Origin of the sequence: Nonomuraea sp. ZG12, assembly GCF_052068115.1 — a bacterium.
Taxonomy (GTDB): domain Bacteria; phylum Actinomycetota; class Actinomycetes; order Streptosporangiales; family Streptosporangiaceae; genus Nonomuraea.
On sequence record NZ_JBQHCW010000001.1, the window covers coordinates 1,473,399 to 1,487,357 of the forward strand.

At 72.4% G+C, this 13,959-nt stretch carries 15 protein-coding genes; 9 read left to right on the forward strand and 6 right to left on the reverse strand.

The features are described 5' to 3' along the window. The first annotated feature begins 49 nt into the window (after positions 1 to 49). From ACTMTF_RS06990 to ACTMTF_RS07000, 3 genes are read left to right on the forward strand one after another with little or no spacing between them, the layout of a single operon-like run. On the forward strand, positions 50 to 559 hold the full coding sequence (locus ACTMTF_RS06990; protein WP_441109769.1) for a PadR family transcriptional regulator: 510 nt from the start codon (positions 50 to 52) through the stop codon (positions 557 to 559). After that, positions 556 to 1,248, forward strand: coding sequence for an ABC transporter ATP-binding protein (locus ACTMTF_RS06995; RefSeq protein ID WP_441109770.1), 693 nt, complete (start codon positions 556 to 558; stop codon positions 1,246 to 1,248). The genes ACTMTF_RS06990 and ACTMTF_RS06995 overlap by 4 nt, the downstream gene beginning before the upstream one ends. Further along, on the forward strand, positions 1,245 to 3,767 hold the full coding sequence (locus ACTMTF_RS07000; RefSeq protein WP_441109771.1) for an FtsX-like permease family protein: 2,523 nt from the start codon (positions 1,245 to 1,247) through the stop codon (positions 3,765 to 3,767). Before ACTMTF_RS06995 ends, ACTMTF_RS07000 begins: the two co-directional genes overlap by 4 nt. Here the strand turns inward: ACTMTF_RS07000 and ACTMTF_RS07005 are convergent. Then, positions 3,748 to 4,023 carry a hypothetical protein gene (locus ACTMTF_RS07005; RefSeq protein WP_441109772.1) on the reverse strand — a complete coding sequence of 92 codons (276 nt, stop codon included), beginning with the start codon at positions 4,021 to 4,023 and terminating at the stop codon, positions 3,748 to 3,750. The genes ACTMTF_RS07000 and ACTMTF_RS07005 overlap by 20 nt on opposite strands. Continuing rightward, positions 4,016 to 4,573 carry an RNA polymerase sigma factor gene (locus tag ACTMTF_RS07010; protein WP_441109773.1) on the reverse strand — a complete coding sequence of 186 codons (558 nt, stop codon included), beginning with the start codon at positions 4,571 to 4,573 and terminating at the stop codon, positions 4,016 to 4,018. Before ACTMTF_RS07010 ends, ACTMTF_RS07005 begins: the two co-directional genes overlap by 8 nt. A gap of 212 nt (positions 4,574 to 4,785) precedes the next feature. Here ACTMTF_RS07010 and ACTMTF_RS07015 point away from each other — a divergent pair, with 212 nt between their 5' ends. Both ACTMTF_RS07015 and ACTMTF_RS07020 read left to right on the forward strand, forming a co-directional pair. After that, on the forward strand, positions 4,786 to 5,151 hold the full coding sequence (locus tag ACTMTF_RS07015) for an ArsR/SmtB family transcription factor (RefSeq protein WP_441109774.1): 366 nt from the start codon (positions 4,786 to 4,788) through the stop codon (positions 5,149 to 5,151). Beyond that, a complete protein-coding gene (locus ACTMTF_RS07020) occupies positions 5,148 to 5,780 on the forward strand; it encodes a cation transporter (protein ID WP_441109775.1) in 633 nt (210 codons plus the stop codon). The genes ACTMTF_RS07015 and ACTMTF_RS07020 overlap by 4 nt, the downstream gene beginning before the upstream one ends. Positions 5,781 to 5,808: 28 nt before the next feature. Here ACTMTF_RS07020 and ACTMTF_RS07025 read toward each other — a convergent pair whose 3' ends face one another. Further along, positions 5,809 to 6,945: an FAD-dependent oxidoreductase gene (locus ACTMTF_RS07025; RefSeq protein ID WP_441109776.1), complete on the reverse strand. Its 1,137-nt coding sequence runs from the start codon at positions 6,943 to 6,945 to the stop codon at positions 5,809 to 5,811. A gap of 175 nt (positions 6,946 to 7,120) precedes the next feature. Here ACTMTF_RS07025 and ACTMTF_RS07030 point away from each other — a divergent pair, with 175 nt between their 5' ends. After that, a complete protein-coding gene (locus ACTMTF_RS07030; RefSeq protein ID WP_441109777.1) occupies positions 7,121 to 7,990 on the forward strand; it encodes an LLM class F420-dependent oxidoreductase in 870 nt (289 codons plus the stop codon). A 5-nt stretch (positions 7,991 to 7,995) separates the two neighbouring features. On the opposite strand, the gene ACTMTF_RS07035 is transcribed toward ACTMTF_RS07030, so the two are convergent. After that, positions 7,996 to 8,901: an LLM class F420-dependent oxidoreductase gene (locus tag ACTMTF_RS07035; protein ID WP_441109778.1), complete on the reverse strand. Its 906-nt coding sequence runs from the start codon at positions 8,899 to 8,901 to the stop codon at positions 7,996 to 7,998. Positions 8,902 to 9,089: 188 nt separating this feature from the next. Between ACTMTF_RS07035 and ACTMTF_RS07040 the strand changes: the two genes are divergently transcribed. Then, positions 9,090 to 9,584 (forward strand): signal peptidase II, encoded by a 495-nt coding sequence (locus tag ACTMTF_RS07040; RefSeq protein WP_441109779.1) that lies wholly within the window; start codon positions 9,090 to 9,092, stop codon positions 9,582 to 9,584. Between the two features lie 39 nt (positions 9,585 to 9,623). On the opposite strand, the gene ACTMTF_RS07045 is transcribed toward ACTMTF_RS07040, so the two are convergent. After that, on the reverse strand, positions 9,624 to 10,199 hold the full coding sequence (locus ACTMTF_RS07045; RefSeq protein ID WP_441109780.1) for a TetR/AcrR family transcriptional regulator: 576 nt from the start codon (positions 10,197 to 10,199) through the stop codon (positions 9,624 to 9,626). Positions 10,200 to 10,265: 66 nt separating this feature from the next. Here ACTMTF_RS07045 and ACTMTF_RS07050 point away from each other — a divergent pair, with 66 nt between their 5' ends. Further along, positions 10,266 to 10,766 (forward strand): FBP domain-containing protein, encoded by a 501-nt coding sequence (locus ACTMTF_RS07050; protein WP_441109781.1) that lies wholly within the window; start codon positions 10,266 to 10,268, stop codon positions 10,764 to 10,766. A 72-nt stretch (positions 10,767 to 10,838) separates the two neighbouring features. Further along, positions 10,839 to 12,401, forward strand: a complete 1,563-nt coding sequence (locus tag ACTMTF_RS07055; RefSeq protein WP_441109782.1) for an FAD-binding oxidoreductase — start codon at positions 10,839 to 10,841, stop codon at positions 12,399 to 12,401. A 52-nt stretch (positions 12,402 to 12,453) separates the two neighbouring features. Here ACTMTF_RS07055 and ACTMTF_RS07060 read toward each other — a convergent pair whose 3' ends face one another. Then, positions 12,454 to 13,920 carry an MFS transporter gene (locus ACTMTF_RS07060; protein ID WP_441109783.1) on the reverse strand — a complete coding sequence of 489 codons (1,467 nt, stop codon included), beginning with the start codon at positions 13,918 to 13,920 and terminating at the stop codon, positions 12,454 to 12,456. Positions 13,921 to 13,959: the final 39 nt, after the last annotated feature.

Sequence of the window (13,959 nt, forward strand, 5' to 3'; positions counted from 1 at the left end):
TCGGAGATCCTCTTGAACAAGGCATACTGAATATGCATACTTAGTATCCATGTCCATCAGGCATGGCCTGCTCGCCCTGCTCAGCACGGGACCCAGACACGGCTACCAGCTGCGGGTGGAGTTCGAGGCGTCGACAGGGGCGACCTGGCCGCTCAACATCGGCCAGGTCTACACGACGCTGTCCCGCATGGAGCGCGACGGCCTGGTCGAGCCGGGGGAGTCGGACGAGCAGGGCCGGGTCGTCTACACGATCACCACGGCTGGCCGGGCGGAGATGGCGCGCTGGTTCGGCACCCCCGTCGTCCAGTCCGACCGGCCGCGGGACGAGCTGGTCATCAAGCTGGCCATGGCCGTCGCCGCCAAGGAGGTGGACGTCACCGAGGTCATCCGCAAGCAGCGCACGGCGACCATGCGCGCCCTGCAGCAGCTGACCAAGGCCAAGAGAGCCGCCCCGGAGGGCGCGGCCCAGCGGCTCGTGCTGGACTCCATGATCTTCCAGGCCGAGGCCGAGCAAAGGTGGCTGGACCACTGCGAGGCCGTTCTCAAGGAGGAAAGATGACGGTCGTACGGCTGGCCGAGGTGGCCAGGGTGCATGGCGAAGGGGCGGCGGCCGTACACGCTCTCAAGGGCGTGAGCATCGAGGTGGACGCGGGAGAGCTGGTCGCGGTCATGGGCCCGTCCGGGTCCGGCAAGTCGACCCTGCTCAACCTCGCGGGCGGGCTCGACCGGCCGACGTCGGGGACGGTGCACATCGGCGAGCAGGACCTCGCCACCGTCCGCGACCTGGCGGCGCTGCGCCGCCGCGGCGTCGGCTACGTCTTCCAGGACCTCAACCTGATCACGTCGCTGACGGCGGCGGAGAACGTCATGCTGCCGCGCGAGCTCGACGGCGTGCGGTCCCGCCCGGCCCGCGAGCAGGCCATGGCCGTGCTGGCGGAGATCGACGTGGCGGACCTGGCCGACCGGTTCCCCGACGAGCTGTCCGGCGGCCAGCGCCAGCGGGTCGCGATCGCCCGCGCCCTGGTGGGCGAGCGGCGGCTGCTGCTGGCCGACGAACCGACCGGCGCGCTCGACACGCGCGCCGGCGACGAGATCCTGCGCATATTACGGGCGCGCTGCGACGCGGGCGCGGCGGTCCTGCTGGTCACCCACGAGCCGCGCTACGCCGCCTGGGCCGATCGGGTGGTGTTCCTCCGCGATGGGCTGATCACCGACTCCACGGACGCGTCGCTGGTGAGCGCCGGATGAGCGCCGTGCTCGCCGCGCTGCGCATCGCCCGCCGGAACGCGTGGCGTTCCCGGGGACGAAGCGCGCTCATCATGGTGATGATCGGCCTGCCCGTCCTGGTGATCACAACGATGCTCACCTTCATCGAGACCATGAACGTCACTGCCCAGGAGGGGCAGGTGGCCACGCTCGGCACCGCGGACGCCCGCCTGGTGCGGACACGAGAGGGCACGGTGCTCCGCCAGGAGCCGAACGGGGGGAGCTGGCACACGGGCGGCGACGAAGCGGCCGTGTCCAGGCTCGGCGCCGCCGAGGTGACCGCACTGCTCGGACCGGACACCCGGCTGATCCCCTTCAACACCGGCGTGCTCCGGCTGGGCACGGAGCGGGCCGACGCGTTGGAGACCGATCTGCGTGATCCCCTCACCAAGGGAGTGCTGACGCTGCGTGAGGGCAGGTTCCCCGCCGCACGCGAGGTCGCGGTGACACCCGCGCTCGGGCTGCGGCCCGGCGATCTCCTGCGGCCGTCCGGCGCGGCGCCGCTGACGGTGGTGGGCGTGGTCGAGCACCCGCACCTGCCGTCGCTCCGGCAGGTCGTGGGCCCGGATCTCCCGTTGGCGGAGCCGGAGGAGTTCTTCTCCCAGGGCGAGTACGGCACCGGATGGCTCGCCGACACCGCGAAGCCCGTGTCCTGGGCCGACGTGCCCACGCTGAACAGAGCCGGTCTGCACGTCACCTCCCGCGCCATGCTCACGGACCCGCTGCGCACCCCGGTTCGTGGGCCGGCCTTCGACGTTCAGAGCATGGTCGGGCTCGGCGCCATGGTGATCATGGTGGTGCTGGTGACCGTGCTGCTGGCCGGGCCCGCCTTCGCGGTCGGGCTACGGAGACGGCGCCGCGAACTGGCCGAGATCGCGGCGCAGGGCGGCTCGGCCCGGCACCTGCGGGCGATCGTGCTGGCCGACGGGCTGGTCCTCGGCGGTGCGGCCACCCTGGTGGCGATGGTGCTGGGCCTCGGGGCCGGGACGATCGGCCCCCACGTCGTGGCGCGCTGGGGAGTGGGAGCCGGAGCGCGCTGGGGTCCGGCGGTCGGCCCGGCCGACGTACCGTGGACGCCGGTGCTCTGCGTCGCGGCGCTGGGCCTGCTCACCGGGCTCGTGGCAGCGCTGGTGCCTGCGGTACAGGCGGCTCGGCAGAACACCGCGGCGGTGCTGGCCGGCCGCGCGCCGGTGGTGGCCGATCGGCGGGGATGGCCCCTGGTGGGGGTCGCCCTGGTGCTGGCCGGACTGGGGGCGACCGTGGTGGCGCGGCGCCAGCCGGGCTCGGTGTGGGTGCTCGCCTCGGCGGTGCTGGTCCTGTTCGGGCTGGTGGCGCTGACACCATGGCTGATCGGTTACACCGGGCGGATGGCCGCGCGGTTGCGGCTCCCGCTGCGGGTGTCCGTCCGTGACGCCGTCCGCCACCGCTCCCGTACGGCGAGCGCCGTGGCGGCCGTCATGGCGGTTACGGCGACGGTCGTGGCGGTGGGCATCGGCGCCCACAGCGAGTACATGGACCGGCGGAACGCCTACACCTCGGCGCGCCCGACCGGCACGCTGGCGATCTGGGGCGGCACCATGGCCGACGCGACCTGGACCAAGCTGCGCGCCGAAACGGCCCGCCTGTTGCCGGGCGTGCCCCTGGCCGCCGGCTATCAGGTGCAGGACGCCCAGGGCCGCCGCTACGTGTTGCGGTACACGATGCGATGGAACGGGACGAAGACGCGTCGTACGGTGGCCGTCGGAGACCAGGCCCTGCTCGGGCTCCTGCAAGGACGCCACGACCCCGGGGCGGCCGCGGCGCTGGCGAGCGGCAAGGCCGTGGTGTTCGACCCGGCCGCGCTGCGGGACGGCAAGCTCACGCTGCGGGCGAGCTCCACGTCCGGCCCTCCGCGCAAGCTCGACGTGCCCGCGGTGCTGGCCACCTCCGCCGACGAGCACCAGGGCGGCGCCCTGCTGCCGCGCGCCCTGGTCGAGCGGGCCGGCTTCTCGACGGCCGAACGCCAGCTGTACGCCATGCACCGGCTGCCGGCCGACTCGACCCTGGGGCGCGATCTCGCCAAGGTGACCTCCCGCGTCACGGTCGCCGCCGAGGAGGGCTATCGCAACGTCCCCGACCCCGGCCTGTGGGGCTGGCTCGCCGGCGCACTCGTCCTCGTCGTCGGCGGCACGCTGGCCGCCACCCGCCTGGCCGCCGCCGACATGCGGCCCGAGCGGGCGACGATGACGGCCATCGGCGCCTCACCCGGGACGTCGCGGGTGGTCGTGGCCGGCCAGGCGTTCTACATCTCCGGGCTCGGCGCGCTGGTGGGGCTGGTCGCGGGCACGGTGACGGGGGTGGCCCTGAGCCGGCCGATGACGACGTACGGCGCCGGAGATCCCGCCACGATCGCCATGCCGTGGCCCTTCCTGATCGCAGTGGCGGTCGGGCTGCCCGTCCTGGCGACCCTCGGAGCGCTGATCACCCGGACCGGGCAGCCCCTCACTCGCCGGCTCCTGTGACGCGCGCCGTCAGCTCGCACCCGCTGTCCGTGCACGTACGCCGCAGCCGTCCCATCGAGATCGTCTGCACGAGCCCGATCATCCAGCAGGTGGGACAGCCACGGAAGGCCAGCAGCGCGACCGGCGCCAGCACCAGGCTGACCGGTCCCACCAGCGGGATGAGCGCGAACGAGGCGATCAGCGCGCCGAAACCGGCCGCGCCGCGCGCCAGGTGCCGGGGCACGGACGAACTGGCGAAACCGCGCTGCTCAGCCATCGTCGCCGTCCCCGACGGGCTCGGACAGCCGGCGGTGGACCACCGCGCGGGCGCGATGCAGCCGCGACTTCATCGCCGGCATGCTCAACCCCAGCGTGCTCGCCACCATCCGGCCGCTCAAGCCCTGCACGTCGCGCATGACGAGCACCCGCCGCTGGTCGGCGGGGAGCGCCGCGATCGCCGCCGCCACCCGCGCGCCCTCCAGCCGCCGGAACATCTCGTCCTCGGCCGACGGCATCAGGCTCTCTCCGGCGGGCGGGACGGGCCGTAACGCGAGCCGGGCCCGCCGGACGCACTCGTTGCGGATGACGCGGAACATCCACGAGGCCAGCGCACCGGTCGCCCGCAACGTGCCGATCTTGCGGTAGAGGACGATCAGCGCCTCCTGGGCCGCGTCCTCGGCGTCCTCCGGCGTGGCGCACAGCGTGCGGGCGAACCGCCGCACGTGCGGGTGCGCGTTCGTCACCAGAGCGGCGAGCGACTCGGCGTCGCCCTCGCGCGCGGCGGCGACCAGCCGCTCGTCGGACCAGGTCGGGTCAGCCACGTCCACGCCCCCTCCTGCGCAGCACCACGACGCTACAGGTGCCGATGAGCAGGGCGGCGACCGCGGCGGCGATCCACAGGGTCATGACGAACCTCCATCATCTCGTGGCCCGGCGAGGTCGCCGGACACGTATGAGAGGCGCGCGGGCCACGAAAGGATTCACCTCCGTCAGGTCATCCCGGCGTACGATCATCGGTATATGGCGCTATCATCGCCATATGACGATTACTGGTGGAGGCGGGCGGTGTGTCAGCGCCGACATCGCCGCGGGCCTGCCGCCCGCGGCGGCGCTGTTCCACTCGCTGGCCGATGAGACCCGGCTGCGCATCGTGCGGCGCCTGGCCCGCGGTGAGGCGCGGGTGGTCGACCTGACCGGCGAGCTCGGGCTGGCCCAGTCCACGGTGTCCAAGCACCTGGCCTGCCTGCGCGACTGCGGGCTGATCGACTACCGCGCCGAGGGCCGCCAGTCGTTCTACGCGCTCACCCGCCCGGAACTGATGGATCTCCTCGCGTCGGCCGAGCAGCTGCTGGCCGCCACCGGGCACGCGGTCGCGCTGTGTCCCGAGGCGGAGGTGGGCAGGTGAGCGGTGCGGGGCTGCCCACCGTGACCGGGCCCGCCGCGCACCGCGCGGTCGGCTACGCCCGCTTCACCATCGGCTACAACCTCGTCGAGGGCGTCATCGCCGTCGCCGCCGGCATCGGCGCCTCGGCCGTCTCGCTCATCGGGTTCGGCATCGATTCGGGCATCGAGGTGGCCGCCGCCGCGGTGGTGCTGACCCGGCTGCGCGCCGAGATCCGCGGCGGCGAGCCTGACCCGGCCAAGGAACGGCGGGCCCTGAAGTTCATCGCGATCACCTTCTTCGCGCTGGCCGCGTACGTCGTCGTCGAAGGCGTACGCGACCTGATCGGCGGCGAGGCTCCCGACACCTCGATCGCCGGCATCGCGCTGACCGGCGTCTCCATCGTGGTCATGCCGGCCCTGGCCCACCTCAAGCGCAAGGCCGGCCGGGAGATGAACTCCCGCCTGGTGATCGCCGACGCCGCCGAGACCAAGCTGTGCGCCTGGCTGAGCGTGTCCACCTTCGCCGGGCTGCTCGCCTACGCCGCCTTCGGCTGGACCTGGATCGACGCGGTCGCCGGATTCGTCATCGCCGCCTTCGCCGTCATGGAGGGCCGCGAGGCCTGGGAAGGTGAGCTCGTCTGCGACGACTGACCGCCCCCACCGATGCGGTCGCCTCCGGTCAGATCCGGTCGCTGAGGGTACTCAGCAGGCGTCCGAACCCCTGGGTGGCCAGGCGCGGCGGTGCGGCGCCGTTCATGCGCATGACGTACTCGCTCTGCATCAACGTCCTCGGTCCGGACACCGCGAGGCTGCGCGAGGCGATCGTGGAGGCCAGCGCCGCCCGCCGTCTCCGCCTGGCCGAGTAGACGCCGACGACCGCGGCCGGGTCGGGTACGGAGTCCAGGCAGTCGACGAGCGTGGCCACGTCCTCGAGTGCCTGGTTCGTGCCCTGTGCCATGACGGGCGGCATCCCGTGCGCCGCGTCCCCGAGCAGCACGCACCGCCCGGCGCCCCAGCGGCACGGCACCTTGTGCCGGATGTGCGGGAACAGCTGGGCGTCGCCGTCCCCGAGCGACGCCAGAACCCGCTCGACCGGCGCGGCCCATCCCGCGAACCGCCGGCGCAGCATCTCCAGCGGCTTGTCCACCGGCGGCGCGTCCGGCGACCACGGCACGTCGAAGAACCACTGCATGAGCCCGTCACCCGCGCCCATGTACCCGAAGTCGCCCCGCCGGCCGATCATCAACGTCGTGACCGGCCCCGGATCGAAGGGGGCCGGCGTGAGTCCCTGCCAGATCGCCGCACCCAGCACGGCCGCCCGGCCATCGCCCAGGACGAGGGCGCGCACCTGCGAGTGCACGCCGTCGGCCCCGACCAGGAAGTCGCCGTCGTACTCCTGACCTGACCGCGTCCGCACGCGCACGCCGTCACCGTCGGCCCGCAGCGCCGCGACATGGGCGCCGAAATGGACGGTGCCCTCCGGCAGGCCGCTCTCCAGGAGGGTGATCAGCGACCCGCGCGGGATCACCCGCGCCTCGGAGCCGAACCGATCCGCCAGCGCCTCCAGGTCGAACTCCAGCACCTGATGCCCGGCGGCCGTCCGCAGGCGCAACGTCGTCAGCCGCTGTCCCACCCCCGCCAGGCTTACGCCCAGGTCGCCGAGGATCGCCGTGCCGTTGCACCACAGGGTGACGGCCCCGCCGCCGAGGCGCGGCGCGGCCGCCTGCTCCAGCACCACCACCTCGTGCCCGGCGTCGGTCAGTCCCCGCGCCGTGGCCAGCCCGCTGATCCCCGCGCCCACCACGATCACCCGCACCGGCGAGCCTCCCAAGCTCTACAACGAGTAGTACTACTCTTTATAGAGCATCAAGGTCGCCGCCACCAGAGATCAGCAGCCGGTCGTCCAGCTACTCGAACGCCGGAGCGTCGCGCGGGGGATCGGCGCCGGGGCGCGCGATGATGCTCGGGAGCCGACGTGACGGGAGCCAGGTATGCGGATCGGTGTCGTCTTCCCGCAGAACGAGATCGGCGCGGACGCGGGTGCGGTGCGCGCCTACGGCCAGGCCGTCGAGGAGCTGGGTTTCCGGCACGTGCTGGCCTTCGACCACGTGGTCGGCGCCGACCCGGCGGTCCACCAGGGCTGGCAGGGGCCCTATGACGTGCGCAGCACCTTCCATGAGCCCATGGTCCTGTTCGGGTACCTCGCCGCGCTGACCTCACTGGAGCTCGTCACCGGCGTCATCGTCCTGCCCCAGCGGCAGACGGTGCTGGTGGCCAAGCAGGCGGCGGAGGTCGACCTGCTCAGCGCCGGCCGGTTGCGGCTGGGCGTCGGGCTCGGCTGGAACCAGGTCGAGTACGAGGCGCTCGGCCAGGACTTCACCACCCGGGGCAGGCGGATCGAGGAGCAGGTCGGTCTGATGCGCCGGTTGTGGACCGAGCAGTCGGTCACGTTCGGCGGCGCCTTCCACCGGGTGACAGGAGCGGGCTTGGCGCCGCTGCCGGTGCGGCGGCCCATCCCCGTCTGGTTCGGCGGGCAGTCACCCCCGGCCTACCGCCGTGCCGGACGCCTGGCCGACGGGTGGTTCCCGCAGCTGTCCCCGGGGCCCGAGCTGGACGAGGCCAGGGCGATGGTCGAGGAGGCCGCCACGCAGGCCGGGCGCGACCCGGCCACCCTCGGCATGGAAGGCCGGGTCCACTGGACGGGCGACGCCGCGGAGCTGGCCGAGGCGGCCCGCCGCTGGCGGGACTCCGGCGCCACGCACCTCGGCGTCACCACCATGAAGGCGGGCCTGCGCTCGGTCGACGAGCACCTCGGCGCCCTGGCCGCCGCGGCGGACGCGCTCGGCCTGCGTACCGGCTAGGCCGGTCAGCTCGAGACCGCGTCGGAGGCGGCCAGGACGCGCAGGTGCTCCAGGGCGTCGCGGGGCGTGTCGGCGAGCGGCTGGATGCAGACGTGGTCCGCGCCGGCGTCGAGGTGGGCGCGCACCCGCTCGATGATCTTCTCTGGCTCGCCCCAGGCCACGATGGCGTCCACCAGCGCGTCGCTGCCGCCGCCGGCGAAGTCCTCGTCGCTCCAGCCCAGGTCGCGCAGGTTGTTCACGTAGTTCGGCAGGGCCAGGTAGAGCGACATGAAACGGCGGGCGGTCCGCCGCGCCCGCTCCGGATCGGTGTCGAGCACCACCGTCTGCTCCGGCGCCAGGATCGGATCCGGGCCGAGGACGGCACGAGCGCGCGCGGTGTGCTCGACGGGCACGAAGTACGGATGCGCTCCTTGGGCGCGCCGCGCCGACAGTTCCAGCATCTTGGTACGGAGCGCCGCCAGCAGTCGTGGCGCCGGCTCCGGCAGCGGGCCGCCGTACTTCGCCCCGTCCATGGCGTCCAGGTAGGTGCTCATCGCCGACACCGGCCGGCGGTAGTCATGGCCGCGCGCCGACACGGCGGGGGCATGGCTCACGCCCAGACCGAGCACGAACCTGCCGTCGAACGCTTCCGCCAGGGCGTTCGCGCCGTTGGAGGCGGCGATGGCGTCGCGGGCCCAGATGCTGGCGATCCCGGTGGCGACCATCATGCGCTGTGTCGCGCCCAGCAGGAGCGCCGAATGGACCAGCGCCTCCTTGCCCTGCGGGCTCTCGCCGACCCACAGCGTCCCGTAGCCCAGCCGCTCCACTTCGGCGGCCGCCTCGCGCTCGAATGACGCCGATTCGCCGCCCAGGGTGCTGTTCCAGACCCCTACTCGTCCCATGCGCCGCTTGAGCGCCGCCACATCGGTCATCGCAGCCCACCGCCTCCGTCGTCACGTGTGTCACACCACGATATGCAGTCCCGCCCCGAGGTACGGGTCACGACTTGCCGTGTTCGCCCACCGGGTCGGGAACGCGGTCGGCGCGCCGGGCGCGGCCGATCTCGATAGATTCGGCACCAAGGATGTCGACGGGACTCACTGCGGATGGGGGCGGACGAATGCGGCCGTACGGATGGATGCTCATGCTGGCCGCGGTGGTTCTCGTCGTGGACCAGTCCTCCAAGTTCTGGGCGATCTCCGCGCTCTCGAACGGTGAGCGCATCGCGGTGATCCCCGAGCTGGTCCAGTTGCGGCTGTTGCTCAACCCCGGTGCCGCCTTCTCGATCGGCGCGGGGGCGACGTGGGTGTTCACCATCGTCGCGGCCGTCGCGGTCGGCGCGATCCTGTACGTCGGGCGGCGGCTGCGCTCCACCGCCTGGACCGTCGTGCTGGGCGCGCTGCTGGGCGGCGCCTTCTCACATCTGCTCGACCGCCTCTTCCGCGCGCCCGGCTTCGCCCAGGGGCATGTGGTGGACTTCATCGACTACGGCGGCCTGTTCGTCGGCAACGTCGCTGACATCGCGCTCACCTTGAGCTGCGTCCTGCTCATGGTGCTCACCCTGCGCGACATCCCCCTCGGGGACGCCACCGACAAGGGGCGTACGTCCGCGTAGGCAGAGCCGCTCGGCCGGGCGCGCCCCGGCACGTGTCGTTCATGCCGGCCTTGCGGGGTTGTTCCTGAGGGCGTGGTCGAGGGTGTCCAGGACCCAGGCCCAGGAGGCGTCGGCGTCGCGCGGGGTGTGGCGGAAGCCGCCCGCCATCTCCAGGCTCACGAACCCGTGGAACGTGCTGCCCAGGAAGCGCACCGCGTCGGTCTGGTCGGGCTCCGGCAGGTCGTAGCCGCGCAGCAGCGCCCGCATCATCTCCGTGTGCCGGGGCCCCGCGCTGCCGGCCGCGGTCTCCGCGTCGAGCTCGAACCGGGACGCGGTGTAGCGGCCCGGATGCTTCTTGGCGTACTCGCGGTAGGTGTCGGCGAGCGCCACCAGCGCGTCCTTGCCCGCGCGCCCGGCCAGCGCGGCGGCGGCCTTGTCGGCCATCTCCTCCAGGGCCAGCAGCGCCACCCGCACCTTCAGCTCTCGCGCGTTCGCGATGTGCGCGTACAGGCTCGGGTCCTTGATGCCGAGCCTGCGCGCGACCGCCGAGCCGGTCACCTGGTCGAAGCCGATCTCGTCGGCCAGCTCCGCAGCCGTCCGGGTGAGGCGTTCGGCGGTGATGCCCGCACGTGCCATGGATCCTCCTGACTAACCAAATTAATTATTTGTCTAATTGTATTAGGGAAGCTAGCCTCGCCGTACATGAGACCCATCACTGAGAGCGGCATCCGAGGGTCGTTCGTCAACTGCTCCAAGGGAGAGGCCAAGCGCCTGGGCGTGCCCAGGGACCTCGACGAGCAGCCCTGGGACGACCTCGACTTCCTGGGCTGGCGCGATCCCGGCGCCCCCGAGCGCGGCTACGTGGTCGCCGAGCGCGACGACGGCGGCCTCGTCGGGATCGCGCTGCGGGCCGCCCCCGTCGCCGCGCGTGGGTTCACCGCGCGCAGCATGTGCTCCCTCTGCCTGACCACCCACACCAGCGGCGGCGTGGCGCTGATGACCGCCCGCCGCACCGGCGAGGCCGGCCGCCTGGGCAACACGGTCGGGCAGTATCTGTGCACCGACCTGGCCTGTTCTCTCTACATCCGGGGCCGGAAACAGCCGGTCATGGGAGCCGATTTCGAGGAGACCCTCTCCGTGGACGAAAGGGCCGCCCGCGCGCGGGCCAATGTGGCCGCCTTCATCGGCAAAGTGCTCGAGTGAAAGCGTGACCCTCGGTCACTCATCCATTACGCTGAGTGACGCCGGTTCGTCCGTACATCGAAAGGCTCGACGATGGCGTGTCACTCCGGAACCAAGATCGAGCCCGGCGACCCCCGCTACGAGCCGCTCCGCCGCGGGTTCAACTCCCGCTGGCTGGGCGCCCGGCCCGACTACATCCGCCTCCCGCGCAGCCGCGAGGAGGTCAGGCAGGCGTTGCGGGAGGCGGTCGGCGAACCCGCGGCCCCGGAGAGGTCACGCATCACGGTCCGCTCCGGCGGTCACTGCTATGAGGACTTCGTCTGCTCTCCCGACGTACGCGTGATCATCGACATGTCGCTGATGGACGGCGTCTACGCAGACGACGCCATGGACGCCGTCTGCATGGAGGCCGGCGCCACCATCGGCCACCTCTACAAGAAGCTGTACCAGGCCACCGGCCAGGCGCTGCCCGGCGGCTCGTGCCCCACGGTCGGGCTCGGCGGGCACGTGGCCGGTGGCGGTTTCGGCCTGCTGTCGCGGCAGTACGGACTCACCGTCGACTATCTGCACGCGGTGGAGGTCGCCGTCGTCGACGAGGCCGGCGGGGTGGAACTGGTCACCGCCACCAGGGACGACGTCGATCCCGACCTCAAGGACCTGTGGTGGGCGCACACGGGCGGCGGCGGAGGCAACTTCGGCATCGTCACCCGGATGTGGTTCCGCGACCTGCCCCAGGCGCCCAGGAGCGTCCTGCTCGCCAGCGGCGGCTGGAAATGGGCGGAGGTCGACGAGGACCGGTTCCGGCGCATCGTCGGCAACTTCGGCGCCTTCTTCGACCGGCACCGGGGCGGGCCCGACGACGAGTACGCCGACCTGTTCGCCATCCTTCTGCTGACCCACGCGAGCCGGCCCGAGATCGGGCTGATCGCCCAGATCGACGCCGACGTCCCCAACGCTCGCGACCTGATCGTCGCCTTCGAACGGGAGATCAACCGGGGCGTCGAACGCGAGCTGCACCCGCTGACCGAGGTGTTCGGCGAGCATGCGGCCTTCGCCGTCAGCGAGGCGTTCGGCGAGCCGGCGGGCCTGTTCGCCGGCGAGCGCCGGGAGCTTGCGGCGCTGCCCTGGAAGGTGATCAGCAGGGTCATGGGCGCCCCGAAACCCAACGACAAATGCGGCAAGTACAAGTCGGCCTACATGCGCCGGCCGCTGCCCCCGGATCAGGTCACCGCACTATGGCGGGGGCTGACCGAGGACAGGGAGACCTCCCGCGAGGCGGTGGTACAGATCGACTCCTACGGCTCCGCCGTCAACCGGGTGCGGCCGGAGGAGACCGCCATGGCGCAGCGCGACTCCATCATGAAGTTGCAGCACCAGATCTACTGGCCGCAGGACCAGGACGGCACCGACCACCTGCGATGGATCCGCACCCTCTACCGGAACATGTACCCCGGCGGCGTCCCCGTCCCCGGCGAGACCACCGACGGGTGCTACATCAACTATCCGGACCTCGACCTGAGCGACCCCGCCTGGAACACCTCCGGAGTGCCCTGGTCCACCCTCTACTACGGCGGAAACTACCCCCGGCTGCAGCGCGCCAAGCGGCGCTGGGACCCCCGTGACGTCTTCCGCCACGGCCAGTCCATCGAGCCCTGACGACTTCGGGCGTCCACACCGGTCGCGTGGTCCCGCGTACGGCATCCGTCCGTCACACGGTCACCGGCACGGGCCGTATGTCGCGTGCCCGGATGAGCAGTAAGGAGATCACCACGCCGGCCAGCCCGGCGGCCGCCGCCACCAGGCAGGTGGCGGACAGCGCCCCGGTGAAGGCGGTCCGGGCCGCTTCCAGGTCGGGCCCGCTCACCAGGTCGAACCGGCCGCCGGCCACCAGGGCGGCCTGCCCGGGAAGCGCGGCGTCGATCCGCGCGGTGAAGATCGCCCCGAAGGCGGCGACGCCGGTGGCCGTGCCGAGGGGGAAGAAGGTGTTGGACAGGCCGGACGCCATCCCGGCCCGCTCGCGCGGCACGACGTCGAGCGTGACCCCCAGCAGCGGCGGAAAGGCCAGCGCCCCGCCGACGCCGAGCAGGACGAGGCCGGGGAACGCGACGGCCCAGTCGCTGTCCGGCCCCACCCTGGCCATCAGCGCGAACGCGACCGCGATCAGCGCGAAGCCCCCGGCCAGCAGCCGGGCGGCGGGGATCTTCTGCCCCAGCCGCCCGGCCAGCGGGGCGACGATCAGGATGGGCAGCGTCATGGCCAGCAGGCGCAGCCCCGTCTCCAGCGGCGAGTGGCCGAGCATGCCCTGCAACCAGAGGATCAGGTACGGCAGGATGCCGAAGCTGCAGATCCTGGCCAGGAACGTGAGCAGCACCGCGCCGGTGAACGACGGCACGCGGAACAGCCGTACATCCAGCACAGCGTACGGGCGGCGCGCCTGGGTCACGGCGAACGCGCCGAGCAGGACCAGTCCGGCGGCCAGCGCGGCGAGTACGCCGGGCGAGCCCCAGCCCTGGTCGGGGCCGGCGATCAGCGCGTAGTTGAGCGCGAACAGCATGGCGACGGCCAGCAGCGCGCCGAGGACGTCGAGCCGGCCCGCGGCGGCGGTCCTGGCCGGCTCGCGCAGCCGGAGCAGCGCGCCGGCCAGCACGAGCAGGCCCACGGGCACGTTGACCCAGAAGATCCAGCGCCAGCCGAGCGTGTCCACCAGCAGGCCGCCGAAGAGCGGCCCGAGCCCGGCGGCGGCGCCCCCCGCGGCGGAGAACGCGCCGATCGCGCTCTGCCGGGCCCGGCCGGCCGGGTAGGCGCCGGCGATGAGCGCCATCGCGGTGCCCATGATCATCGCCCCGCCCACGCCCTGCGCGATGCGGAAGGCCACCAGGGCGTTCACGCTCCAGGCCGCCCCGCAGGCCGCCGAGGCGGCGGTGAACAGGACGACCCCGGCGGTGAAGATGGCCCGGCGGCCGACGCGGTCGGAGACGGATCCCGAGATGAGCAGCAGGGCTGCGAACGCGAGCGTGTAGCCGTTGATGGCCCACTGCAGGCCGTCCAGCCGGGCCGACAACTCACCGGCGATCTCGGGGAGGGCGACGTTGACGATCGTGATGTCCAGGGTGAGCAGAACCGCCGCAAGGCAGACGACGGCCAGGGTCCACCCGGCCTTCAGGGGCTGAGTCATGCGTACAAAGTACACAGAAATTAGGTAAACCTAAATAGG